Genomic DNA, 25,956 nt, shown 5'->3' with positions numbered 1-25,956 from the left:
TTTTTAGGGAAGGCTACAAAATGGGATAGGCTACAAATGGGATAGGCTACATTTTTAGGGAAGGCTACAGTTAGATTAAATATTTATACTACTTCAACAGAAGAGTTTTTTTCATGTTTTGATGTTTTCCAAAATTGGGTAGTTAAGCACAACATAAAACAAGCAAGTACTGTATTAGAAGTAAAGGGTCTTTATGAAACCTTAAAAGTTGAATTAGAAGTTACCGTTGTAAAATAGTTAATGAAAATTATAATGTTTAAAATAAAAAATAGCAGATTAATTCTATACTTTTCATTTGCCATTCATAATCAATAAGCTGTAATATCTCAAAACTTATTTACCAATCATTCGGTAACTAAAAAATTACTTGTATCTTTGTTTTATGAGACCACAAAAAGTAAACGACGACGAGTTAATAATTTCCTTATCAAAAATTTTTAGGACACAAGGGTATGAAGGCACTAGTCTCAGTGATTTATCTAATATAACGGGCTTAAAAAAAGCAAGTCTTTATCATAGATTTCCCAATGGTAAAAAGGAAATGGCCGAATCTGTTCTTATTCATATCGGAAAATGGGTGGCTGATAACATATTCAACGTACTTAATAAGGAAGGAGATCCTGCTGAGGATAGATTAAAAAATGCACTCTTTCAAATACGGGAACTCTATAATGGTGGGCTAGACTCTTGCTTATTTAAAGTTTTATCTACGCAAAATGGAATGGATTTATTCGGTCAAAGTATTACTAATGGTATGAATGAATGGCTAAAGGCATTTAAGCATTTTGGCTTATCAATTAATTTATCAGAACACTTAGCAGAAGAAAAGGCTTTGCAAACATTGATTGATATACAAGGTAGTCTTTTGGTAAGTAAAGGTTTGCAAGATACTACCGTTTTTGAAAACACATTAAAACAAATAAAAGATAGATATAACTAAAAAAATTTCTCATAATAATATACCGAATGTTCGGTAATATATAAAAACTACTATAAATGAAAAAAATTATTACTACTGTATTAGGGGCAGTACTGTTTCTTATCGGATGTCAAGAATCTGAAAAAGAAAGCATTATAGCTCAATCCACCGTAAAATCTCAAAATACATCTTTTATGAAAGCGACAAAATTCAAAACAATGGAAGTTGATGGTATAGATATAGCATACCGAGAAGCCGGAAACCCAGAAAATCCTGCTTTGGTTTTACTGCATGGCTATCCGGCATCTTCACACCAATATCGAAAAGTGCTCAATACGTTATCAGACGACTATTATTTAATTGCACCAGATTATCCTGGTTATGGAAACAGTGATTTCCCTGCTCCAAACGTGTATGAATACACTTTTGAGAATATCGCTAAAACAATGGATTCCTTTTTAGAAAAAAAGGGATTAAAGACCTATGCCATTATGATGCAGGATTACGGTGCTCCCATTGGATTTAGAATTGCTGTTAAACACCCTGAACGGGTTACGGCTATTATCACTCAAAATGGTAATGCCTATGAGGAGGGACTTGGAAAAGGCTGGGAACTCATTAGAAATTTCTGGGCCGATAGAAATGAAACAACAGAAAATGCACTGTTACCAGCCTTTACATTAGATGGTTTAAAATGGCAATATACCCACGGAACAAGAAATCCAGAAACTGTAAATCCTGATACTTGGCATTTAGATTATCTTAGAATGTCTAGACCCAATGCTCATAAAGTTAATTTAGATTTATGGTATGATTACCAAGAGAATATTAAGCAATATCCCTTATGGCAAAAGTATTTAAGAGAGCATCAACCTCCAATGCTTATTGTATGGGGAAAAAATGACGAATATTTTCCAGAACAAGGTGCCCAGGCATTTAAAAAAGATGTAAAAACTATAGACTATAATATTTATGATACAGGACATTTTGCTTTAGAAGAAGATGGGGAAAAAATCATTGAAAAAATGAGAGTATTTATGCTGAAATACTTGAAATAGCAATTGGCTGACAAGATTTAAACTTAATAGTTTGTTCTAAACTGAAAATCAAGATATATAACCTCGTAACTGCCCATTATTCGAGACCGTTTGGCTTTAAAATATAATTCTTAAAATCCTGAATTTAAATACATCTCTCCGTGATTTGAAAACTTTATTCATCTAAGTATCTGATAGCTTTGTATAAAACAAAAAATTATGAATACACAGAAAGTTTGGTTTATTACAGGAGCCTCTAAAGGTATGGGGCTTGAGATTACAAAAGCAGCTTTAGCTAATGGAGATAAGGTCATTGCAACTTCGCGAAATACGGAAGCGCTTATAGAAAAATTTGAAGAATACGAAGGGAATTTGCTCCCCATAAAGCTAGACATCACCAATGAAAAAGAGGTTAAAAATGCTATTTCAAAAAGCATAGATGAATTTGGACAAATAGATGTTGTGGTTAATAATGCAGGGTATAACCTATTGGGTAATATCGAAGAACTAAGTGATGCCGAGTTTAGAAAAACAATGGATGTTAATGTCTTTGCAATGACCCACATCATCAGAAATGTTTTGCCGCACCTACGCAATCAAAAATCGGGGCATATAATTAATATCGCATCTATGATGGGTTATATGAGTTATCCTGCTAACGGTAGCTATAGCGCTTCAAAATATGCGGTTATAGGTTTATCAGAAGCGCTGGCTCAGGAAGTCGCTCCTTTTGGCATAAAAGTAACTATCCTTGCGCCAGGAACATTTCGTACAAATTTTATGAATGAGGACACACTCAATGTGGCGCAACATAAAATTGATGCCTATAATTTAGATAAACAGGTAGCACAATTTACAGGGTTTGATGGTAAGCAATTAGGAAATCCTAAAAAATTAGCAGCCGTAGTGTGTAAACTTGCAGAAGTGCCGAATCCTCCCCTGCATCTTCCTTTAGGTTCTGATAGTTACAATACCATTTTACAAGTTCGCAAAAACGAAAAGGAAGAAATGGAACAATGGAAATCCTTATCTTTATCTACTGATTTTCAAGAAAAATAATATGAAAAAAGCTGCTCCATATAAAATTGAATCCATATCTGAACTTCATAAATTGTTCAATTTGCCAAAACCAATTCATCCTTTAATAAGCGTGATTGATTTTGAGCATTTGAAATTCGATTCCAATGAAATTTGGAGCAGCTTTTATTATGATTTCTATTGCGTAGCGATTAAAAAAGAGGCTTCAGGTAAGTTTCGGTACGGACAAGGGCATTATGATTTTGATGAAGGCGTAATGAGTTTTACCAAGCCAGGTCAAATCTTTTCTGTTACAAATCTTGCAGATGACCCTATGTCAGGATATATGATGGTTTTTAAATCTGACCTAATACGGCATTATGAATTGGGCAAACACATTGGTAGTTATGGATTTTTCTCCTATTCCACCGCAGAAGCGCTTCACCTTTCTGAAAAAGAAGACCATATCATTATGTCCCTAATGAATCAAATGCAAGATGAACTAAAAAATAACATTGACCATTACAGTCAAGATTTAATAGTGTCGCATATTGACTTGCTTCTGAATTACGCAAAGCGTTTTCACAATAGGCAGTTTTTGACACGAAGTTCTGTGAATAATGATATTGTCATAAAAATGGAAGAATTAATGGATGTGTACTTAAAAAGTGATGCTACATTATCGGGTATTCCAACGGTCAACTATTTTGCAGAAAAACTCAATATCTCTCCTAATTATTTTAGTGATTTACTGAAAAATGCTACCGGCAGAAATGCACAAACCCATATTCAAGAATCCATAGTTAGAAGAGCCAAAGAACTACTTTCCACAACTAATCTTAGCATAAAGGAAATTGCTTATGATTTAGGGTTTGAATACCCACAATCATTCAGTACTATGTTTAAAAAAAACACACAACAAACACCCTTGCAATTCAGGGCATCATTTAATTGAAAAATTTCTACTGCTTGCAACGGATTTAAAAAACAGCGGGTTTAGTTAATAAATGAAAGAAAAAGAATAGACCTTACATTAGCCTACAAGAATCATATATTTGGCTACAAACACCCTTCTGTTTCTGTGCAATTTTGTTAAGCGATTTTGCAATACACATAAAAACAGAAAAGATGAAAATTACACTTGCAGGTTCCTTAGGGCACGTAGGAAGACCGCTAACGCAGGAGTTAGCGCAAAAAGGACATTCCGTAACGGTAATAAGCAGTAATGCCGAAAGGCAAAAAGACATTGAAGTTATAGGAGCTACAGCAGCTATTGGCTCTTTAGATGATGTTGATTTTATTACATCAACATTTACAGGTGCTGATGCTGTATTTTGTATGGTACCACCGGCAAACTATTTTGACCATAATCTTGATTTGCTAGCCTATTATAAAAACCTAGGGAGTAACTACGCACAAGCCATTGCACAAAGTGGAGTGAAAAAGGTTGTTAATCTAAGTAGTATCGGAGCTCATATGAAGGAAGGTAACGGCATACTTCAGGGTACTTTTTATGTGGAAAGTATACTCAATGCATTACCTTCTGATGTTGCTATTACCCACATTCGTCCTACCGAATTTTATTATAATTTGCTGCCACAGGTTTATTCTGCCAAGGAAAATGGTTTTATAGCTTCTAATATTAAAGGTGAAATTGTAAATGCTTGGGTATCTCCCACCGATATTGCTAGCGTAATTGCAGAAGAGATTACTTCAAAACATGCTAGCCAAAAAGTACAGTATGTGGCAAGTGATGAGATTACTTACAATGAATTGGTAAAAATCTTAGGTGAATCGATTGGAAATCCACACTTAAAATGGGTAACTTTAACAGATGAACAACTGACTGAAGGCCTAAAAGCTGCCGGCATGCAACCAGCCATTTCAGAGGGTATGACAGAAATGTATGCAGCTATAAACAGTGGTTTATTGTACGAACATTACAACCAACATAAACCCAAAAAGATAGGCAAGGTGAAAATGAAGGATTTTGCTAAAGACTTTGCTGAAGCGTATAATAAACTGTAGCCATAGATTATGAAAAATACACCGCCTCACCATTTCAAAACAATTAGCGAGTACCATCGATTTCGAGGTTTACCTAAACCAGAGCACCCGTTGATGAGTGTTATAAATTTGGATGAAATAAGGAATCTTCCCACTGACAGACAAAGCAGTTGGATATTTGACTTTTACTCTATTGCATTAAAAAGAAATATTGATGCTACGGTAAAATACAAATATGGTCAGCAAACCTACGATTTTGATGAAGGCATTATGTTTTTCATTGCTCCCAAACAGGTTTTTTCAGTTGAAACAGAAGGCGATTACAAACTTTCGGGATGGATGCTGCTCATTCATCCCGATTTTTTATGGCAAAATCCATTGACAAAAACTATTAAACAATACGAATTCTTTAGTTATTCGGCCAATGAAGCGCTACATCTTTCAGATAAAGAGGAGACCACAATTCTCAATATTTTCCAAAGCATAAAACAGGAATATGATTCCAATATTGATAAGTTTAGTCAGCCCCTCATTATTTCCCAAATAGAAGTGTTATTAAATTATTCAGACAGATTTTATCATCGGCAATTTATAACCAGAAAAATATACAACCATACCATATTAAATCGTCTGGAAGAAACACTTAAAGAATATTTCAATCAAGATAGTTTGATAGAATGTGGACTACCTACAGTTCAAAGTATTGCTAAAGAACTAAAGGTATCGCCTAACTATCTTAGTGGTTTGCTAAAGACCTTGACGGGGCAAAGCACACAACAACATATCCACGAAAAACTGATTGAGAAAGCAAAAGAAAAGTTATCAAATACCAATTTGTCAGTAAGTGAAATTGCGTATGAACTTGGTTTTGAACAACCTCAGTCGTTCCACCGACTTTTTAAAAAGAAAACCGAAATGTCTCCTTTGAAGTATAGACATTCGTATAACTGACAGCTAAAAATATTTTTTACCAAATGGTAAATGACGTAAAACAGCAATAGCTTACTTTTCAATAATGAAAGAATTTATAGAATACATATTACAATATGGTAATTTGAATAGACAGCAAATTGACCTGATAACAAGAAAAGGAACGGAAATTGAGCTTAGCAAAGATGACTACTTTGTAGAAGCGGGTAAAGTTTTAAAACAAGTCGGGTTTATTATTGATGGTATTTTTCGCATTTGTTATTACAACAAAAAAGGAGAAGAAATCACTAAAATTTTCATTGAAGAAAAGCACTTACTTTTCAACTTAAAAAACGTACCTTCAACGGAATACATACAAGCTGCAACAGATTGTAAATTACTTGTATTTTCCAATTCTGATTGGAAAGAAATTTCAGATACTATAATTGATTGGGAAAATATTATTCAAAAGATTACGAATAAATCACTTGCGCAAAAACTGGAACGTGTAAGTCCGTTAGTTTCACAAGATGCTACTACACGCTATTTGGAATTTATGGAAAAATATCCAACACTTGTCAACCGTATTCCATTGTCATTCATCGCGTCATATTTGGGCATCACACAACAATCGTTGAGTAGAATAAGAAAAAATATTCGCTAAGTTGCTTTTTACCATATGGTAAACCAGTTCATTTTTAATCATTGCACTTTTGTACCATCAAGTTATATTAAAAAACAAAGAAAATGGACAAAACAATTTTTATTACAGGTGCATCATCAGGATTAGGAAAAGCAACTGCCAAATTATTTGCGGCAAATAGTTGGACTGTAATTGCTACAATGCGTAATCCCGAAAAAGAAACTGAACTTACTGAGTTGCCAAACATTCATCTTTTGAAGTTGGATATCAACAATACCAAACAAATTGCTCAAGTAGCTTCAGAAGTAGAAAAAATTAGTTCCGTAGATGTATTATTCAATAATGCAGCATATGGGCTTATGGGAGCTTTTGAGGGAACTACTGACGAGCAATTAAAACAACAAATCAACACTAATCTCTTAGGAACAATACTCGTTACTAAATCATTCCTTCCATACTTCAGAGCTAGAAAAAGTGGTACAATCATTACTGTTACATCTTCAACTGCTAATATTCCTTATCCTTTTGTAGCTGTTTATGCAGCAACAAAATCAGCATTGGAAACGTGGACAGAAGGAATGAGCTATGAATTAAATGAATTTGGTATCAATATAAAAACAGTAGTTCCTGCTTATATGCAAACCAATTTTGGAAATAATGCACAAATGGTTTCTCATCAAGATTACCAAGCTATTTTCAAAAAATACATTACAGCTATGAAAGCGGATTCTTCAAAAAAACGAGACTTGCCTGAAGAAATCGCTAACATTGTTTACGAAGCAAGTACAGATAATAAAAAACAATTACATTATACCGCAGGTAATCTTTCGACAACGGAATATGAATGGTTGAAAAAAGAAGGAATAGAAAAAGTAATGAACATAATGAACAAACGATTTTTTGTACATGAATAATCTACTGAAAAAATGCAGCTGCCAACAAAGTGTAAAACATAGTCTTTTTTGTACTAAACACAAAAGTTTGTGAATATTAACAAATTCAAATAAATCTAAATTTATAGCTCGAACATAAATAGAAACGTAAGCATTTTTCATCGCCTTTACCTTTCTTATATTGAACGTTAATCAGGATGATACGTGGCACGAAAAAACACCGAACAAGGAAAATCATAGACCTTACATTAGCCTACAAGAATTATATATTAGGCTACAGATATCCTTCTGTTTCTGCAGAATTTTGTTGAGCAATTTTGCAAAGCACTTAAAAACAGAAAAGATGAAAATTACACTTGCAGGTTCATTAGGCCACATAGGTAGACCGCTAACGTAGGAGTTAGTACAAAAAGGACATTCGGTAACGGTGATAAGCAGTAAAGCTTACAGGTGCTGATGCTGTTTTTTGTATGGTGCCACCGGCAAACTATTTTGACCATAATCTTGATTTGATAGCTTATTATAAATGCTTGGGTATCTCCTATGGATATTGCTAGCGCTATTGCCGAAGAAATTACCTCACCACTTGCCGGCCAAAAAGTAAGTTATGTGGCAAGTGATGAGCTTACTTACAATGAATTGGCAAAAATATTAGGTGAAGCAATAGGGAATCCAGATTTGAAATGGGTAACTTTAACAGATGAACAGCTGAAAGAAGGCCTGAAAGCTGTGGGTTTGCAACCTGCCATTGCGGAGGGTATGGCAGAAATGTATGCAGTTATAAACAGTGGTTTATTGTACGAACATTATAACCAACATAAACCCAAAAAGATGGGCACTGTAAAAATGAAAGATTTTGCTCAAGATTTTACTGAAGCATATAATAAGCTCTAGCCATAGATTATGAAAAACACACCGCCTTACCATTTCAAAACAATTAGCGAATACCATCGATTCCGAGGTTTACCTAAACCAGAACACCCATTGATGAGTGTAATAAATTTGGATGACATAAGGAATCTTCGAACTGATGAGCAAACTAGTTGGACATTTGACTTTTACTCTATTGCGTTAAAAAGAAACATTGATCCTACGGTAAAATACAAATATGGTCAACAAACCTACGATTTTGATGAAGGTATTATGTTTTTCATTGCTCCCAAACAAGTTTTTTCAGTCGAAACTCAGGGAGATTATAAACTTTCGGGATGGATGCTGCTCATTCATCCTGATTTTTTATGGCAGAGTCCATTGATAAAAACCATAATAAAATATGAATTCTTTAGTTATTCAGCCAATGAAGCGCTACATCTATCAAATAAAGAGGAGACCACAGTTATCAATATTTTTCAAAGCATAAAACAGGAATATGTTTCCAATATTGATAAGTTTAGTCAGCCCCTCATCATTTCCCAAATAGAAGTGTTATTAAATTATTCAGACAGATTTTATCACCGTCAGTTTATCACCAGAAAAATATTCAACCATAAAATATTAAATCGTCTGGAAGAAATACTTAAAGAATATTTCGATCAGGACAGTTTGGTAGAAAGTGGATTACCTACAGTTCAAAATATTGCTAAAGAACTAAATGTATCGCCTAACTATCTTAGTGGTTTGTTAAAGACCTTGACAGGGCAAAGCACACAACAACATATACACGAGAAATTGATTGAGAAAGCAAAAGAGAAATTATCAAACACCAACTTATCAGTAAGTGAAATTGCGTATACATTAGGCTTTGAACATTCACAATCGTTCAGTAAACTATTCAAAACAAAAACAAGCTTTTCGCCTCTAGAATATAGACGGTCATTCAACTAAACCAAAGAACAAAGAAGCAAAATCAGTATAATATACTTTTTCAAAATACAAATATTAAAGTACTGTTAGTTGCACCTGATTTTATAAAATCATAGGCACGATTTACAATTCACATATTGTGTAAAGTAAAAAACCTGAGCAATAAATATTGTTCAGGTTTAATTTATTCTTTTAATCCTTAAAATAAAGTATAACGTTAATTTAGAGGACTACAAAAAATTTTATAGCATTAATTATATCCAAAATTCTGAGTGATACCTTCTGTAACATCTATAGTAGATTGAGGAATGGCAAATACTCTTAAATACGGCTCTGTTAAAGCTTTGGCTGTATAAGCTCTATCGTAAGTATTAAAACGAATCATTTGTTTTCTACGATACATTTCCCAGTACATTTCGAAACCAATTTCATTATATAAAATTTCTTCGTCTATAGAAGCTATTGCAGTTCCTGGAGCATTATCAAATAAAGCTTCGCGTGTTCTGCTTGTTCTAAGTATGTTAACATCTGCTAAAGCAAGAGCCGTTGATCCTTTACGGTAATAAGCTTCTGCTCGCATTGCATACATTCCTCCTAAACGAAATAACGGAACATCAACGGCACTATTACCATTTCCATTTTCTGGATCGAATTCCCATTTAAAATTACGCACACCTCGGTTAATTTGATCTTGAGATAATACAGCTTCTAAAGGATTATTAAAATCCATTTCAGGTGTAAAATCCATAGGAATAGTTGTATTCTTTTCCATGTAAAGTTTACTAATTGCAATTCTCCCATCTTCAGTCATATCAAATTCACCATCGCCACTAAGTGTTGGTCCATATTGTTGTCCTACTTGAAGCCCTCTATTAAAGTGAACTAGATATTTACCAGTATCCGGTCTTGTGTCTTCAGCTGGCAAACTTTCTGTAGTACCATCATTCATAAACCATGTCCCATCAGAATACTGATAGTATCTATGAAATCTAGGATCGTCATGATTTCCTTCCCATGTATAATAAAATTCTGGTTCTACACAAGAGCCATTTGTTCCTCTGTTGTCTGGAGTTTGTTTCTGAGCTCTAGCAGTAGACATATATGCAAAATCGTTATCACTACGTCTTATATTATCGTTTTCTTGTATAACTGCAAAAATTATTTCAGATCCGTGTGTATTATCAATTGCGAAATTATCAAAGTAGTTACTTTCTAAACTAAAGTTTCCGTTAATTAATAAAGACGTGTAATAAATCACTTTATCCATATCTGTTCCATCGTTATCCACAGCAGAGGCCATAAAGTTAAAACTAGAAGTCTCATTATAACGGTCTTTAAAAACAGCTCTATTTAAATACATATCTGCAAGTAACGCATATGCAGCTTGTTTGGTAAATCGACCATTATTTGTTTGTTGTTCCCCCAAGTTTACAAGGTTAGGAATAATTGATTCAACTTCAATAATTAAGTCGTCTATAGCAGATTCTGCTTGAAGAAAAACTAAAGATTTATCTTCTGAAAACACATCCCTATAAGGTGCTTGATTAAACAAATCTAAAGTGGTATACACATAAAGCACTAATAAACCTCTAGCTTCAGCTATAAATAAATCGTGATTTTCGTAATCCGGATTTTCTTGTAAAGACACTATAGCTGTTAAGGTTTTAGTAATACCGCTTGTAAGATTATTCCAAGCTGTAGAAACCGCAGCATTATTGGTTCCCCAAGTAAACTCTGTTAAAGCTCTCCATTTACCTCCGTCTCCCCAGTCGCTACCACGCGTAGGCAACATACACTCATCTGTTGGGTACTCTTGCAGCCCAAATACACTACCGTGATCTGTAAATGTACCTTCTGCTAGCTGTCCATAGGCAGCAGCCATTGCACTTTCTGGATTAGAGGTTTCTCCTCCAATAACTTCATCTATTACATCTTCTTCTAAATCTGTACAACTAAAAACGAATACACTTAGGAAAAAGATAAGAGTTGTTCTTGATATTATATTTGACATTTTCATAAATTATAATTTTAATGTAGCTCCTAACATATAAGTTTTAGAAGATGGGTAAGTTGTATAGTCTATACCAATAGATTGATTTCCATTTGTAGCACGCGGACTGTTAACCAATGGGTCGTAACCTGAATAATTAGTAATGGTGAACAAGTTTTGGCCGCTTACATAAAAATTAAGTCCTTTTAACCAATTTAAATTTAGTTTTTCAACATCTAAAGAATAACCAATACGCGCATTATTTAACCTGAAAAAATTAGATTTTTCAAGATATAAAGTAGACAGTTGAGGAGTATTTGTATAACTGGCACCATCATAATAAAATTCAGATAATACGTTTCTATCTGAAACTATGTTATTAATATTTAAAGCTAAATTAGTATTGTTCACTAATAGCCCTCCAGTTTGTCCTATAAATGCTAAGCTTAAATCCCAACGCTTATAAGAAAGGTTTGTATTAATCCCGTAAGTAAAATTTGGTAAGGCACCTTCAAAAATCTGACGATCGTCACTATTAATAATATCATCATTATTAATATCTTCAAAAACATCAACGCCATTTTCGTCGAAGCCTAAATGTTTTAACATAAAAAACGACCCGGCCTCATAACCACTTTTGTAGATATTTGCTGCTACTCCCGATAAACCTGGACCTGCTACACTTCCTGAATATAATTCAGAAACAGGCAAATTTGTTACTTCATTATCTAATGTTGCCCCATTAACATCTAAAGACCATGAAAAATTATCTGTACTAACAAGTTGTGTACCTAAACTAAATTCGAATCCTTTATTTACAATTTCTCCATCAATATTTTTCCACACCGTAGTTGTCGGGCTTAATGGTTCTGCTGGAATATTTAATATAGCATCTGTAGTTGTTTTATTATAATAATCTAAAGAGCCATAAAGTCTATTATTCCAGAAGCTAAAATCTGCTCCTATGTTTAACTGCGTTACAACTTCCCATTTTAAATCTGGATTAGCAGTTCTATTAACAACAATACCATTAATTAAATTATAATTGTCGTATAAATAATAACCACCTGAAGCAGATTGTGAGTAACTGGCTTGAGTAATTTTATTCTGGACCTCTTGGTTTCCTGTTTCTCCCCAACTAAGTCTTAATTTTAGAGCATTTAAATCATCTATATTACTTAAAAATTCTTCTTGATCTAAGTTCCAACCTAAAGCAAAAGATGGGAAATAACCGTATTTATTATTCTCTCCAAAACGTGTAGAACCATCAGCACGTAACGAGGCCGTAACTAAATATTTATTATTATAATTATAATTTAATCTTCCGAAGTATGACTGTAACTCATTTTCCTGAGCATAACCACCAACACCGTTTTGGGTACCAGAATAACCAGGATCATATTCAGGTGCAACACCTGTACCTTTTTCATCTATTCCTGTTAAAGAAAAATTAGTTCCAGAGAAATTAAATTTTTGATAAGAAAACCCACCTAATACTTCGAAATTATTTTTATTAAAATCGAAATTATACGTTAAGTAATGTTCCATTAAAGTATTTTCTGAATCTAAATTATTTTGCACATATGCTCCTTCTGGGGTTCTATCTGTTACGTTTGGATAAATAGTAGAGTTTCTTTCTGAAACAGAACGATCTACACCATAATTAAATTTGTAATTTAACCCATCTATAATTCTAAATGAAGCTTCAACATTACCTAAAACTCTTAACGTACTTGTGTGATCGTCGTAAATATCTAATAAGTACATTGGGTTATAGTTTTGATTTAGATTGAAGTTTGTATATTCTCCATTCTCATCAAAAACAGGTTGTGTAGGATTAGCCATTAAAGCATGAATAATTAACTGTCCATCTGATCCAGCATCTGCACCATTAGGAACTCCAGTTTCATTGATTTGACTTGCCGTTAAGTTTACTTTTACCTTTAAACGTTTATCATCGAAGAAAGACTCTTCTGCATTTAAACGTGCTGTAGCTCTTTTAAACGTACTACTTTGAACAATACCATCTTGATCCATTAGAGAAAGTGATGTATAGTAATTTCCACTTTCTGTCTTTTTAGAGAAAGAAAAGTTGTTGTTTTGTGTTACGCCATCTCTAAATAATTGATCTTGCCAATCTGTATTTCCTCCATGATCATAGGCAGTATCATTGATTGCACTACGATATTCATCGGCTGATAAAACATTTATTTTCTTAATAACAGACGCCACACTTAAATATGAATCTACAGTAATAGTAGCATCACCTGTTTTTCCTTGTTTAGTCGTTATTATAACAACACCATTAGACCCTCTAGCTCCATAGATAGCAGCAGCAGAAGCATCTTTTAATACTGTAATTGACGCAATATCACTAGTATTTAAGAAGTTTAACGGGTTCTTTGCACTAGAATTCCCCAAACCAAAGTCTGGACTTTCAGAACTCACACTAGAGTTACTTAATGGCACGCCGTCTACCACAAATAAAGGCGTACTTCCGCTTCTAATAGATCCAACACCTCGAATAGAGACATCTACTCCTGCTCCAGGCTCTCCACTAGACTGAATTACACGTACACCTGAAACTTTACCTTGAATTAAGTTGTCTGGCGAAATATTTACACCTTCTTTGAAATCTTTAGAAGAAAGCTGAGCGACAGCTCCTGTTAAATCTGATTTTTTTTGTTTGCCGTAACCAACTAATAAAACTTCGTTTAATACAGCATTTGAAAGATTTAATGTAATGGTTAAAAATTCAGAATCTATAACCACTTCTTTAGTTTCATACCCCATATAAGATATTTGAAGTGTTTGTCCTATTTTTGCTTCAATAGAAAATTTCCCATCAAAATCTGTAGAAGCACCTTGGATTGTACCTTTTAATAAAATGGAAGCTCCATATAAGGGTATACCTGTGTCGTCTACAATCTTACCTTTAATTGTTTTTTGAGTATTATTATTCGATTGTACTATTTTTTTTGATTCGTAGTTGCTAGAATACCCTATCTGACTAACTACTAATAATATTAAAAAAATTATATTTTTTAATAAAAAAAAGTTATATTTATTGAACATTTTTAAGTTATTTGTGTTACAATGCTTAATGATTTGGCCGTAGTTGTTCGTAGCAACTGCGGTTTTTTTATGTTTTTAGTTTTTGTTAATTCATATACTATAAAGATTTAGAAATTAATTAGATTGTTTTGTTTTAATAAAAAATTTAAGAAGCAAAATAATGGAATTTTGAGGGATCTAATTTTAGCTAATCTTTATGATAGTGTTAAATTAACTATGAGTAAAACGCAATTCAAAAAATAGATAACACTTTGTTATACAGTGTTTTGACTTGAGTTATTTTTGAACTGGAATAACAAGAGGTATTACATATTGTTTTTGATTAGCTAACATTAACTTAATCTTAAATATGTACTTTAGTTGACTAACACTTATTTTATTATGAGATATTTTTTGTCAATATGTTTACATTGTTTATTATGTTATGACGTAGGTGCACAGTACGATAATTATAGAATTAATCAAATTCAAGTTATAGGTTCTCATAACAGTTATAAAAAAGAGATAGAACCTAAACTGTATGAGGTTTTAGAAAAAAAAGATACTACTCGTAGTATACAAACTTTACAGTATGAACATATACCTATAGTTGAACAATTAAATATGGGATTAAGAAATCTTGAAATTGATGTATTTGCAGATTCTAAAGGTGGTTCGTATGCAAATCCGAAAGGTTTAGAATTAGCAGACATAGATGAAAGTTATGACCCTATGAACGAAATGTTACAACCTGGTTTTAAAATCTTACACATTTTAGATATAGATTTTAGAACGCATTATTACACATTACAAAGCTGCTTAAATGATATAAAAAAGTGGTCTGATTTAAATCCAAACCACGACCCTATATTTATAACTTTAGAAGCTAAAGATGGAAAAGAAAATGTATTTGGCACCATGCCAGAACTATTTTCTAAACAACTCTTTAACGAATTAGATATCGCTTTAATTAAAGGTTTAGGTATAAACAAATTAATTACTCCCGATGTTGTAAGAGGTAATTATGCAACATTAGAGGCTGCTGTGTTACATAACAATTGGCCAGAATTAAAAGCCGCTAGAGGTAAATTTCTTTTTATTCTAGACGACTCTGGCCGTAAAAGAGATTTATATATAGAAAATCATGCTGCTCTAAAAAACCGCGTGATGTTTGTTAATGCTGTTCCTGGAACACCTGAAGCCGCAACTTTATTTAGAAACAACCCAGAAGATAATTCCATTAAAACGTTAGTTTCTAAAGGATATATTGTAAGAACGCGTGCAGATGCAGGAACAAAAGAAGCCCGTGCAAATGATTATTCGCATTTTAACATGGCCAAGCTTTCTGGCGCACAAATTATTACTACAGATTATTATTTACCGAGTAAGTTATTTAAAAGTGACTACCACATCTCGTTTAAAAATTACACATACATTAGAGAGAATCCTGTAACAGGAAATTAGAGATTAATCAATCAAGAGGTTGTATTCTACCTGTTTTATAATCAATACTAAAATGATCTGCTGGAGCACCATTTAAAAACTTAGAAAATATATTATAAAACTCTAATAGTTTAGTTCGATTTAAATCACTATTGCTTTTCATATAAAAATCTGTAACATAAAATAACCATTTATAAATAGCTATTTGTTTCTCACCTATATCTGAAATAGCTAATACATCGGCATTTCTAATTCTGTAAAAATCAAAGATTATATCTAGTCCACTCCAACCTTTAAAATCATCTAATTTAAAGGCGGTGTCTTGTAAAGCCAATTCTGCTTTAACTTTTGCAGACTCCCAATTTGTTTTATATAACTCTTTGTGCTGAGTAAGCCTCTTTAAATCTAAACTCGTATTTAAAAAAGGTATTATAAGTAAATCTTCTCCAGAAAGGTTTAGCATTACATCCTTAAAATTAGGTTCCCAATCGTCTTCAAGAAAACGTAAACGAACCAGCTCTTTTAAATGAAACATAGTAAAGTCATGATAAGATTTACTATTTAAAATATCATGATTCCATAACGGAAGTTCATTTTGTTTTAAATAATTATATTCTTTTTCATAGAGCGAAAAGAGGTCATTAAACTTTGGCACACTATCAATAGCAATTGTAGTGACCTCTACAGTTTTATCACTCTTTATATTTAAAATTTTATAACCAGGAATATAAGCTGCTATAGATGGTGTTTGAATATTAACAATTGATTTTCCATCCTCAAACGTTCTAACACCAGTATCATTTATATGCATATGTCCCGCTACATGTATGGTGATTCCTGCATCTGAAAACGACTGTGCCACTTTTTCTACCGGGATGCGTTCTAATTGCCATTTTTTATCGCCAAAAAACGACTCTATATTTTTTGAAGCATCGTCATTAAAATCTATAATTGGATAATGACTAAATGTTATTAGAGTTTTATTTAAACGTTCAGCTTCTTCTGAGACTGATTTTATCCATTTTAATAGATGTGTTTTATGTGTTAAAACATTATTATACCCAATACTAGCTCCCTTATAATTTTTTGGATCTATAGCCATTCCTGTTAAAGAGTCTTTAGGTAAATATACATTTGCATCTATAGCAAGAAGCCATAGATTTGGTACAGGCTCTACAAGATAACTTGCATCTGGTATTGTACAACCAGGCATCATATCATACAATCTATGGTCTAGTAATGCTGCATCTAAAGCGTTTTGGTAAGTATAAGTCTCTGGCGTGTATTTAGAAAAAGGTGTCTCCCAGTATAAATAGTTCTCTTGAGGATAAAACCCAAACGATTTTAAATGGTTGAATACCCCTTCATACCCCATTTTTTTTAAATCTTTTGATAGTATATCTGGTACTTTTTTAGAACTCTTCTCCGATGTCCTTTTATAACTATAAATGCCTTGAGTCTGACCGTTTTCTCCCATGAAGTCTGATTTTCCAGAGTCTTGAGCAAAAGGTCCCACAGGATCATGATTTCCTGTGGTTATAAAAAATTGCAATCCATGTTTCGTTTCATATGCTTTTAAAATACGTTGCAGTCCTCTTAAATGAATTGTTTGTCCATCATCAGTATAATCGCCTGGTAAAGCAACATACTTAATTCCTCTTTCCACAATATCATCTAAAACAGCAAATAGAGCAAAATAATTTTCATTAAAAATTCTGGTGGAATGCAATTGTGCATCCATAGTTCTTAACAGTGTGTATATATTAGTTTCATTATTAAAAACACCTTTGAAAGAGTGATCTGAAAGCTGTCCATATATATCTTGAAAATGGATATCAGATACAAAAGCGACTTTAATATCCTTAATTGTATTATTAACTTTGTTTAGGTAATTAGCACATAATAACGGATGATCTGTATTTATAAAGCTGACCCCCATTTTATTAAAAGTTCGCCAAGCTATTTCCGTATCTGGTGCTCCCCAAAACCGAAATGGTTTTCCCTGAGCACGTGCTGCATCTACAATTTTTTTTATTTGATTATACTCATTGTCATTTAAAGCATATGCTCCTTTCCATTTTGAAAACGTTTTAAAACTTAAACTTATTAAAGCTATTTTATTTAAACTTTTATCTGGAATAGGTTCTAGACTTTGATAGTCAAATAAAATATAATCAGGATAGTTATTATAATCTTTTACAGAAGGTCTGTTGCCAGATATTACAAAATGTAATTTTTTATTAATTATAAGCTCAGGATATTTTTTTAAAGCCTTTTCAATAGCTTTTAGCGTAGCATATGCTTCAGATTTTATATCAATAAGAAGCTGAACCTCTTGAGCTTCTGCTAAAGGTGTAGTCGATATTTTTTTTAGAGGTTCAAGATATAATGATTCTAATGTGTTTTGGAGGCTTATTTCAGATTCTTCATGCGCCACACATAGCATATCATTTTTCAAAAACACGTCTACTTCAATAGACTCTAAGCCACTTGTATATGCTCTCCAAAATGGTGATTGTTGAGTATAATCGTTATGGGAATGTATTTTATAAGCGTTTTGAGAATAAAGAGAAATTGAAGCAGAAAAAAAGATGTAAAAAAGCCATCGAAATGAAAACATGTCTATTTATTTTTAAACAAAATTAATTGACGAAATTATAATAAGTAATTAAATTAGTAACCTGTGCTATATTATCAATTAGTTATAAAAACGTTTAAAAATTGGGATAATAATTATTGATTGGCATTATATAGAACTACCTTTTATCCATCTCACCCGATAATAAGATGATTATTTTATTTTTGGATTAAAAATCTTGCACAAACAAAACCAAAGTACATTAAATTAATATATCATACCCTATTTGCCTTTGATTAACTATTAGAATCTGAATTAGATACCAAGTTATTTTTTCCCTAGTAAGATTTACCCAGAACAATAAACTGAAGGTAGATTTTAAAGTTCCTGATATTTTGAGAATACATAAGAAAGAAGAACATTTCTCATTTCCAAAAGATAAATATGGAAATGGTCGGGTAATTGCCCCTAAAGGAGCAAACACAGTAGGTTGGGGTTTAACCTTAAAAAGCAGAGATATGGTTAAAATAAGTCAACTATTTTTGAATAAAGGAAAATAGAATAATATTCAAATAATTTCATCCAAATGGATTAATGAAAGTACTAAAAAAACATAGCCAATTGAATGATTGAGAATATGGATATTTATGGTGGATAATTGACAACCGAGACAACAATTTCTTTGCTGCTATCGGAGATCGAGGGAATAATTTATGTTGACCAACTGAAAAATACTATAATTGCTATTGCATAATAATTTATGCCGCGAGCAAAAGATAGAATTGAATTGTTTAATACAATATATTATTCCGAAAATATAAAATACTGTTTCTAAACCGTATAAAATTAATTGACTGGCTATAGACTACATAGGAAAATTCTTGCGGACTTTCTATCTGTGATTTATTTACTAAATTTAGTGCTTAAAACACGTAACTAATCTTATACAATCCAGTTGTGTCATCATCTGACCCGTCCTGAATAAAGGCTACATAATTTTAAACATTATGTACAAAAATGACAAAGAAATTAGACGGTATTCAGAACTCTTTAAATTAAAAATTTTAGACAAACTTACCACCGGAAAGTTAAACAAGTATCAACTCGGTAAACTCTAAGTTATTGCACCTACAACCATTAATGAATGGATTAGGAAGTACAAACGTAAAGACCTTATGAACACTACGATAAAAGTGGAAACCAAAGACGAAATAACACGTATTAAAGCGCTTCAGAAGGAAATCAAGCAACTAAACAGTTAGGATCTAAATTTGTAGCCGAACTAAAAAAAAGCTAAAGAAAAGTCTAAGGACTTGCTTCTTTAACGACTATAACTCATTTTTTTGGACTAAAATGTAATGTCTATTATAAGTGTAAAAATAGAACTGATGAACGTTTAATGTTAGAACAGAAAAGACGTAGATCTCTTCCCAGAGAACACGTACGTAACTCATAAAATCTTTAGATAATGAGTTTATTAAATCTAACCTTAAAATGGGTAGAGATACTTTGTTTAATGTTCTCAGAAAACACAATATGCTTATTTTTAGAAAGAAATACAGCGCGAGAACAACCAATTCTTTGCATAGATTCTACAAGTACAAAAACATCATTAAAGTCCTAGAAGTCACTAAACCTAATAAGGTATGGTAAGCGATATAACTTACATCTGAACTATAAAAGGCTTTTGTTATCTAGCCCTTATAACTGCATGTATTCCCATAAAATCGTCGTTTATGACCTCAGTGACAGCCTGGAACTAAATGGATATGTAACAGCACTTAATAAAGCGCTTTATCAAACCAAAAATACTAAAGGACTCATACACCACTCAGACAGAGGAATATAATATTGCAGCAATGTATACACACAAATTCTTAAAAAAATAGGTATTAGTATGACAGAAGAAAATAATTGTCACGAAAATGCTATGGCTGAACGCGTTAACTGGATACTCAAAAATGAGTTTTGCCTAGATCAAACCTTTGATAGTATGGCGCACGCTAGAAGCGCTACAAAAAATGCAATTAATTTATATAAAGAAATAAGATTACACTTACCTTTAGACTTCAAAACACCAAATATGGTTTATAATTTAGCTGCTTAAATTCAATTTTTAACTGTAGCCATATTTAGGGCGAGACAATATCATACCCTTAAAAATACAAAATATCCAAGCGCATACTTCAATGGGCAATATCGCTTGTAATATTCTCTAAATATCCCACCAAACAAAGCAAAAAAACAATAGAATCAATACTCTTTTGTCCACTCGATCCATAGAAACTTTGAGGTGTTTTGTGTAGAAAATTAAGGTCTATGACTGCGTGGAGTCAACGGTAGAAATTGTCTTCTGGTACTCTGTCGCTAAGCCTAAAACGATCGAATAGCTTCTCTTGATAAATCCTTTCCCTGCATATATAAACATAAGAAATCAGCCATTTTATACAATCTCATTAAAGCTTTTCTCTTAACTTGTACAATGGGCACAAGGTATATAATTAATGGCTAGTTCGAGCCTGCTTACGAATATTCTATCCAATTTTTATTTGTTAACTTCCGTTCTAAATCACGCGACTAATCATACACGTATTGTATTCCAAGATCTTATCCTAAGATATACAGCAGTTGATTAAAAATTAAAAATCAATAATTGAAACACCTTTAAAGCTCAACATCCCAATGTTATTTTGATTAAAAATATAAAGTGTATCACTCAATATCTCTCCCAGGTACGTAAGTTCAGGATTAGTAGCTGTAACGCTACCTGATAGCGTTAAAGTAACTTCATTCCCACTTATACTAACATTAGCAACCTTTACATTGCTGTTCTCTATTAAAAAGTCATCGTTAATATTACCTCCGAGAGTATATATGTCTGTTGCTGGTAACAAGTCAAATTTAATGGTATCCTTTGCAAGACTTCCAAACCTAACATTAGTTATATCTGGTGAGTATATACCAGCAGAACTCAAACCATTATAATATCTGTAATCCATAAGGTTATAAATGCGCTCAGCAATAGTTTCATAACCGTCGGTGCCATAAAAATGACATTGGTCTGACCCTTGTAATGCTCCATTACTAGATACTACTGTAATATCTGAATAAGTCAATCCTAATTGTCTATGAGCTTCTGGTATTTGTGATGTTATATCTATTCCACATCCAACTTTATGTACTTGAACTACATAATAATGATCAGGGTTAAAATCTTCTTCCCAATCGATATACAGTTGATTAAAAAAATTATTATACTCCAATAGCGTGGTATCTGTGCCATTCGATTCTCCTTGATACCAAATAAAGGACGTAACATCTGTTGGCTTATACCCTGCATTGACAAAACGCGTTAATAGCAAACCATAATTTGTAGAGGAGTCATACTTATCGGCATCATTTCTTAGGAAAAACTGAATAGGCCTACCACTTCTACCACCATTAAATACTAGCACAGGTATACCTTCGTTATTAACTATACGGTCTGCCACATGAAATCCAATATCACCAATACCTTTTGTGCTTAAAATATTTAAATTGTTTGTAAAAATGTTTGGACTACCAAAGGTTTTTACGTAATTATTTGAGTTGCTAGTAGGGTTATACTTTGTACCTATTGAATTAGATTGACCTGTTACAACATATATATCTCCAGCCATTACATCAGACGCTTCTCTTAGCAATAAATTTGTATTTGTCTTTAGCACGAATTTGTATGATGCTAATTCGGCTGCAATAATCGTATCAAATAAAAACGAATATTTATTATTTTGGTCTAAGCCATTTAGGTTTACTGTTTGAGTGGACTCAAGAACATTATTTCTATAAACTTCCAGGATAACACTACTAGCACCATAATTATAATGTATTTTACCTGTAATATTTATAGGCGCAGTATTAGTTGTTTTATCTCTTTTATAAATTTTTCCTTGTATTGGAAAATTAGTGACTTCAAAGGTAGGCTCTTCTGAAATACCAATAAAAGTATTTTCCATGTAAACATTAATCCCTTTAGGATTACAATCTGTACAATATACCATTAAACCTTCTGCGGGATTACTTATATTGTTTATCTGTGATTTAGTCATTCTAGGAATAAGAAAACCTTTTGTTGAAGAACTTACCTCAAAAACTGCAGATGGATCTGGATTTGTTGTTCCAATGCTTATTTGAGCATAAGACATTTGAACAGTAACTATTATTATTGCTAATATTTTCTTCATAGTATTGTAGTAAAATTAATATTTAAGTACTTGTTTATTTTTTTATGATTCTAAAATCAAATTTTATACTTAAGCCATGTATCCACTTGCTCTAATGATATAGGTCTTACTAATATTTTTTGTTCTTTATCTAATAAAAAGTAACTTGGTGTACCAGTTATATAGTAATCTTTAACAGCTTGACTTTCCCAACCTTTATAATCACTATAAATTTGCCAAGGAGCATCGCTATATGCTGTCTTGAAAAGTTCTTTATCTGTATCCATTGATATATATACTACCTCTAAACCTTTAGATTTCCAATCTTCAAAATAATTAAGTAGTTTCCAAGCATCTTTTTTACATAATGGACACCAACTAGCACCAAATACCAACAAAGTATTTTTATTATAGTTACTTAGTTTGGTGCCATCCGTAAAAGTAATTTCTGGAGCTGTATTTCCTACCTTTAGTTTACGGTAAGCTTCATACTTTTTTAGTTGATCGTCTGTTAAATGACATTGACTATTTGACAGCATAGATACTGCTAAATGCTCAGATGCTTTAAACATACTTCGTTTTTCAAAATAGAAAAACAACTGATTTGTAATATCATTTAGCAAAGCATCATTACCTTCTAAGTTTTTTATTAAATAATCTGTGCTTGTATTCATTTGAATAATGACACTATCTAAAGGTTGCCCCATGTTTTCTAATAACATATAGTGCCCTTCTATTAATTCTTTGAACAAACCAGAAGTTTTAAACTTAGGATTGTTGAAATTTATTTCCCTAAACTGTTGAATGTACTGTAGAATTTTCTCATTATAATTAAACACACTTTTTGGCATATCATTAACTAGATTACGTAATGGAGCAAACCAACGCAAATAGCTTTCTTTTGGTAAATTTTTTATAGCTTCTCTATCTAAGGTTTCTATGCGATTAAGCTCTTCTTCAATAAGCTTTGCAAGCTCTTGTTGCCCATCTAATCCTAATAGCTCCTTTTTTTTGTAAATTGGAAATAAATACCTCCACGCTTTATATATATTTGAATTATAATTGTAACTATTAGATAAAGCTATAAGTTGTCTATTTTCAAAACTGTTTAAAAAATTTATACTATCTATCGCTTTAAGATGTGTTCCATTTAAAACGATATTGGGTTCGTTTAAAGAAACCACTAAACTGTTATTATCTTGTGTGGTAAGAATAGCCATCCCTTTATAATTTTCTGGATATTCTAAATTAAAACTGCCATTATCATCTATCTTGTCTTTTGATAGCACAAAACTTTCGTAATAATCAAAGCCTGTTAAAGTTAATTCCTGATTAGCATGATGCGTTAATTTACCGGAGAAAGTATTAGTAGGTGAAGAAAGTGATAATAATGTAACTATTAATGGTAGTGTAAGAAAAATATTCATCAAGTTGTTAGTTTGTTATGACTTTAATCGAATTATGATATCTACGCTTATTCATCCTTAATACAACGTACAGAAAAGCCTGCCCCACGAGGATAGCTCGATGTGTAGGCATCATTAGCTGTAATACGTAAATTGCGTGATGTAACTCCATCAACAGTACTACTCCAATAACGACCAGTAACACCAACATTATTAAGTAATCCATCATTATATATACGAGCTCCAGCAGTAGGCAACTTTAAAGGGCTGTTAAAAGCTCCTGAAGCATTATTGGTTGAAAAGTGCAATCTTTCATTTCCTAACTCTGCTTCTGTTGGTAATCTATAACCTGTTGGACATGGATCGTTGAAACCATTTTGCCATAAATCATCTTCATTGCCATAATTCGCCCAGTTATTATCTGTACCAGATGTTGTAAGAATATAATCTCCATGTCCGGGGTTTGAACTAGTAGCTATTGTAGCTATAGTTCCTGAAGATCCAACTGCAGGCATAGAATCATTTGGCAATATTGAAGTATCTCTTATTACTACTTGATGGCCATCAGCAGATCTACCCCATTGATATAAATCACCATACGCATTAAAATCTGAGCTTGATATCGCAACTTGTCTAGCTCCTAAATTTTTATCTAACCATATTTTGCCTGTAGTGCTTAATACTTCACCTGAAGCCAAACCAGTTTCCAAACCTGTATTCGAAATGCTCGCAAAATTTGATCCATTAAAAAAATAGATGCCTTTAGGAGAACAATCGAAACAGAATACTATTAAGCCTTCTGCAGGAGAAGCAATGGAATTCATTTGTGTTTCTGTTAAACGTGGTGGTAAAAAACCTTTATTTGTTGAACTTACCTCTAATGCTGCTGAAGCATGTGGAGTCTCTGTACCTATTCCTACTTGAGCAAAAGCCGTTAAGGTTGTTACAGTAAACATGGTTGCAATTACTTTTTTCATTATTCTTATTTTTGATTTAAAAACCTCTACTGGTATTTATATTATTCTATGACTATTTTTTTTATAACATACTGTTGTCCTTTGTTGAAATTAAAGCGCATTAAATACATTCCTTGATTAACTTTAGGTTTCACTAAGGAATTAGCCCCCATATAAACAGGAACATCATAATAGGTTTGTATTTTTTTGCCTCTAACATCATAGATATCTATACTTAATTGTTCTATGCCATTAGGCAATTGATAGCTTAGTGTATTGGTTGAACTATTTACAGGGTTAGGAGTTACCGAAAAACCTTTTAAATTTATGTCTTGGTTGCCTAAAGTTGGTGTTTTAGCTGCAAAACTAGCGACATTAGAAAACAAATTATTCCATTCACTTCCAGACCAATATACTAGTTCAGGCGTTGAAATATATGACTCTTTATTATATTGGGTTTCAGATAAAGGAGTTGCTGAAAACACGGATACATTTCCCGTAAAAGTATAAACTTCATTATCTGCCAATATCATTGGAGAAGCAAGATTTACCATTTCATTACGACCTATGGCTGGATCTGTAGTTGCACTGTAAAATACCGTTGCCGCTCCGGTAGTAACTATGCTAGGTGCCCTCTCTTCTGCTGATGGACCAATTGAAATGTCATAAGTTCCTCCTTCGGTAATTTCAAGTTCCCCATTAACGTAATTTTTATCATCATGTTCAAAATCCGCGCTAATAGAGAATGTCCCTCCATTATTATTATTAATAACACCAGAAACAAAAGCACCTCCAGAATAGTGTATTTCAGTTCCGCTAGCCACGTATATTTGGGCTATAAGCCCACTTGGCACCAAACAGAACAACAAGTATATATACTTATTCATAATTGTTTTTTTCATATTTAAATCATTTTAGCACTTTACAAAAAACTTAAAACCAACAAGTTTTATTAATAATAATTCTTTAGAGTTTTATATTTTTTAACAAGGCATCCTGATGTTGTTTTCGGTATTTTCCTAGGTTTTATCCATCATCAAACCAACCACAACTCCAGATCTTATTAAAAAAAATATATTTATGATGCCCCTGCTACTAA

Annotated in this window: 19 protein-coding genes and 1 pseudogene; 13 read left to right on the top strand and 7 right to left on the bottom strand. The window is 32.5% G+C overall.

Features of this window, described 5'->3' with window-relative positions; genetic code table 11:
* Window positions 1-69: 69 nt before the first annotated feature.
* From A6I66_RS16990 to A6I66_RS15655, 11 genes and pseudogenes are all read left to right on the top strand, one after another.
* A pseudogene (locus A6I66_RS16990) lies at window positions 70-237 on the top strand (RidA family protein); the annotation flags it as partial.
* Window positions 238-382: 145 nt separating this feature from the next.
* The gene (locus A6I66_RS15700; protein WP_067151618.1) at window positions 383-940 is read left to right on the top strand and encodes a TetR/AcrR family transcriptional regulator; all 558 of its coding nucleotides are present in this window, start codon (window positions 383-385) and stop codon (window positions 938-940) included.
* A gap of 56 nt (window positions 941-996) precedes the next feature.
* Window positions 997-1,977, top strand: a complete 981-nt coding sequence (locus A6I66_RS15695) for an alpha/beta fold hydrolase (RefSeq protein WP_084399729.1) — start codon at window positions 997-999, stop codon at window positions 1,975-1,977.
* A 198-nt stretch (window positions 1,978-2,175) separates the two neighbouring features.
* Complete coding sequence (locus A6I66_RS15690) at window positions 2,176-3,015, top strand: SDR family NAD(P)-dependent oxidoreductase (RefSeq protein ID WP_067151615.1); 840 nt, start codon at window positions 2,176-2,178, stop codon at window positions 3,013-3,015.
* A 1-nt stretch (window position 3,016) separates the two neighbouring features.
* A complete protein-coding gene (locus tag A6I66_RS15685; protein ID WP_067151612.1) occupies window positions 3,017-3,928 on the top strand; it encodes a helix-turn-helix domain-containing protein in 912 nt (303 codons plus the stop codon).
* Between the two features lie 173 nt (window positions 3,929-4,101).
* Window positions 4,102-5,001: an NAD(P)H-binding protein gene (locus A6I66_RS15680; RefSeq protein ID WP_067151609.1), complete on the top strand. Its 900-nt coding sequence runs from the start codon at window positions 4,102-4,104 to the stop codon at window positions 4,999-5,001.
* Between the two features lie 9 nt (window positions 5,002-5,010).
* Window positions 5,011-5,931, top strand: a complete 921-nt coding sequence (locus tag A6I66_RS15675; RefSeq protein WP_067151606.1) for a helix-turn-helix domain-containing protein — start codon at window positions 5,011-5,013, stop codon at window positions 5,929-5,931.
* A 64-nt stretch (window positions 5,932-5,995) separates the two neighbouring features.
* Window positions 5,996-6,553 (top strand): Crp/Fnr family transcriptional regulator, encoded by a 558-nt coding sequence (locus A6I66_RS15670; protein WP_067151603.1) that lies wholly within the window; start codon window positions 5,996-5,998, stop codon window positions 6,551-6,553.
* A gap of 83 nt (window positions 6,554-6,636) precedes the next feature.
* Window positions 6,637-7,446, top strand: a complete 810-nt coding sequence (locus A6I66_RS15665) for an SDR family oxidoreductase (protein ID WP_067151600.1) — start codon at window positions 6,637-6,639, stop codon at window positions 7,444-7,446.
* Between the two features lie 522 nt (window positions 7,447-7,968).
* Window positions 7,969-8,319, top strand: a complete 351-nt coding sequence (locus A6I66_RS16985) for a Rossmann-fold NAD(P)-binding domain-containing protein (protein WP_067151597.1) — start codon at window positions 7,969-7,971, stop codon at window positions 8,317-8,319.
* A 9-nt stretch (window positions 8,320-8,328) separates the two neighbouring features.
* Entirely contained in the window at window positions 8,329-9,249 is a 921-nt protein-coding gene (locus tag A6I66_RS15655; RefSeq protein WP_067151594.1) for a helix-turn-helix domain-containing protein, read from the top strand.
* Window positions 9,250-9,478: 229 nt separating this feature from the next.
* Here A6I66_RS15655 and A6I66_RS15650 read toward each other — a convergent pair whose 3' ends face one another.
* Window positions 9,479-11,239 carry a RagB/SusD family nutrient uptake outer membrane protein gene (locus tag A6I66_RS15650; protein WP_245683469.1) on the bottom strand — a complete coding sequence of 587 codons (1,761 nt, stop codon included), beginning with the start codon at window positions 11,237-11,239 and terminating at the stop codon, window positions 9,479-9,481.
* Window positions 11,240-11,248: 9 nt separating this feature from the next.
* On the bottom strand, window positions 11,249-14,293 hold the full coding sequence (locus tag A6I66_RS15645) for a SusC/RagA family TonB-linked outer membrane protein (RefSeq protein WP_067151588.1): 3,045 nt from the start codon (window positions 14,291-14,293) through the stop codon (window positions 11,249-11,251).
* Between the two features lie 381 nt (window positions 14,294-14,674).
* Here A6I66_RS15645 and A6I66_RS15640 point away from each other — a divergent pair, with 381 nt between their 5' ends.
* Window positions 14,675-15,736: a phosphatidylinositol-specific phospholipase C1-like protein gene (locus tag A6I66_RS15640; protein ID WP_067151586.1), complete on the top strand. Its 1,062-nt coding sequence runs from the start codon at window positions 14,675-14,677 to the stop codon at window positions 15,734-15,736.
* 7 nt (window positions 15,737-15,743) lie between these two features.
* On the opposite strand, the gene A6I66_RS15635 is transcribed toward A6I66_RS15640, so the two are convergent.
* Window positions 15,744-18,335 (bottom strand): metallophosphoesterase, encoded by a 2,592-nt coding sequence (locus A6I66_RS15635; protein WP_157614257.1) that lies wholly within the window; start codon window positions 18,333-18,335, stop codon window positions 15,744-15,746.
* 1,831 nt (window positions 18,336-20,166) lie between these two features.
* On the opposite strand from A6I66_RS15635, the gene A6I66_RS16690 reads away from it, so the two are divergent.
* The gene (locus A6I66_RS16690) at window positions 20,167-20,400 is read left to right on the top strand and encodes an integrase core domain-containing protein (RefSeq protein ID WP_317047702.1); all 234 of its coding nucleotides are present in this window, start codon (window positions 20,167-20,169) and stop codon (window positions 20,398-20,400) included.
* A 532-nt stretch (window positions 20,401-20,932) separates the two neighbouring features.
* Here A6I66_RS16690 and A6I66_RS15625 read toward each other — a convergent pair.
* Genes A6I66_RS15625 through A6I66_RS15610 form a run of 4 tightly spaced genes read right to left on the bottom strand, consistent with a single transcriptional unit; the run spans window position 20,933 to window position 25,759 of the window.
* Window positions 20,933-22,516 (bottom strand): sialate O-acetylesterase, encoded by a 1,584-nt coding sequence (locus tag A6I66_RS15625; protein WP_084399727.1) that lies wholly within the window; start codon window positions 22,514-22,516, stop codon window positions 20,933-20,935.
* A 56-nt stretch (window positions 22,517-22,572) separates the two neighbouring features.
* Window positions 22,573-23,922, bottom strand: coding sequence for a peroxiredoxin family protein (locus tag A6I66_RS15620; RefSeq protein ID WP_067151578.1), 1,350 nt, complete (start codon window positions 23,920-23,922; stop codon window positions 22,573-22,575).
* Window positions 23,923-23,969: 47 nt separating this feature from the next.
* On the bottom strand, window positions 23,970-24,878 hold the full coding sequence (locus tag A6I66_RS15615) for a fibrobacter succinogenes major paralogous domain-containing protein (RefSeq protein ID WP_067151575.1): 909 nt from the start codon (window positions 24,876-24,878) through the stop codon (window positions 23,970-23,972).
* 41 nt (window positions 24,879-24,919) lie between these two features.
* Window positions 24,920-25,759, bottom strand: coding sequence for a T9SS type A sorting domain-containing protein (locus A6I66_RS15610; protein ID WP_067151572.1), 840 nt, complete (start codon window positions 25,757-25,759; stop codon window positions 24,920-24,922).
* Window positions 25,760-25,956 lie beyond the last annotated feature (197 nt).

This window comes from Pseudotamlana agarivorans (assembly GCF_001642835.1).
GTDB classification, from domain to species: Bacteria; Bacteroidota; Bacteroidia; order Flavobacteriales; family Flavobacteriaceae; genus Pseudotamlana; species Pseudotamlana agarivorans.
Note: the sequence above shows the minus strand (reverse complement) of the source record. Positions and strands in the feature narration are given on the sequence as shown.

What these genes read in the sequence shown, in the direction of transcription:
- A6I66_RS16985 (WP_067151597.1), top strand. Translation starts at nt 7,969, where the DNA reads ATGGATATTGCTAGCGCTATTGCCGAAGAAATTACCTCACCACTTGCC.
- A6I66_RS15615 (WP_067151575.1), bottom strand. Translation starts at nt 24,878, where the DNA reads ATGAAAAAAGTAATTGCAACCATGTTTACTGTAACAACCTTAACGGCT.
- A6I66_RS15685 (WP_067151612.1), top strand. Translation starts at nt 3,017, where the DNA reads ATGAAAAAAGCTGCTCCATATAAAATTGAATCCATATCTGAACTTCAT.
- A6I66_RS15690 (WP_067151615.1), top strand. Translation starts at nt 2,176, where the DNA reads ATGAATACACAGAAAGTTTGGTTTATTACAGGAGCCTCTAAAGGTATG.
- A6I66_RS15610 (WP_067151572.1), bottom strand. Translation starts at nt 25,759, where the DNA reads ATGAAAAAAACAATTATGAATAAGTATATATACTTGTTGTTCTGTTTG.
- A6I66_RS15695 (WP_084399729.1), top strand. Translation starts at nt 997, where the DNA reads ATGAAAAAAATTATTACTACTGTATTAGGGGCAGTACTGTTTCTTATC.
- A6I66_RS15635 (WP_157614257.1), bottom strand. Translation starts at nt 18,335, where the DNA reads ATGTTTTCATTTCGATGGCTTTTTTACATCTTTTTTTCTGCTTCAATT.
- A6I66_RS15655 (WP_067151594.1), top strand. Translation starts at nt 8,329, where the DNA reads ATGAAAAACACACCGCCTTACCATTTCAAAACAATTAGCGAATACCAT.
- A6I66_RS15675 (WP_067151606.1), top strand. Translation starts at nt 5,011, where the DNA reads ATGAAAAATACACCGCCTCACCATTTCAAAACAATTAGCGAGTACCAT.
- A6I66_RS15645 (WP_067151588.1), bottom strand. Translation starts at nt 14,293, where the DNA reads ATGTTCAATAAATATAACTTTTTTTTATTAAAAAATATAATTTTTTTA.
- A6I66_RS15670 (WP_067151603.1), top strand. Translation starts at nt 5,996, where the DNA reads ATGAAAGAATTTATAGAATACATATTACAATATGGTAATTTGAATAGA.
- A6I66_RS15680 (WP_067151609.1), top strand. Translation starts at nt 4,102, where the DNA reads ATGAAAATTACACTTGCAGGTTCCTTAGGGCACGTAGGAAGACCGCTA.
- A6I66_RS15650 (WP_245683469.1), bottom strand. Translation starts at nt 11,239, where the DNA reads ATGTCAAATATAATATCAAGAACAACTCTTATCTTTTTCCTAAGTGTA.
- A6I66_RS15640 (WP_067151586.1), top strand. Translation starts at nt 14,675, where the DNA reads ATGAGATATTTTTTGTCAATATGTTTACATTGTTTATTATGTTATGAC.
- A6I66_RS15700 (WP_067151618.1), top strand. Translation starts at nt 383, where the DNA reads ATGAGACCACAAAAAGTAAACGACGACGAGTTAATAATTTCCTTATCA.
- A6I66_RS15620 (WP_067151578.1), bottom strand. Translation starts at nt 23,922, where the DNA reads ATGAATATTTTTCTTACACTACCATTAATAGTTACATTATTATCACTT.
- A6I66_RS15665 (WP_067151600.1), top strand. Translation starts at nt 6,637, where the DNA reads ATGGACAAAACAATTTTTATTACAGGTGCATCATCAGGATTAGGAAAA.
- A6I66_RS15625 (WP_084399727.1), bottom strand. Translation starts at nt 22,516, where the DNA reads ATGAAGAAAATATTAGCAATAATAATAGTTACTGTTCAAATGTCTTAT.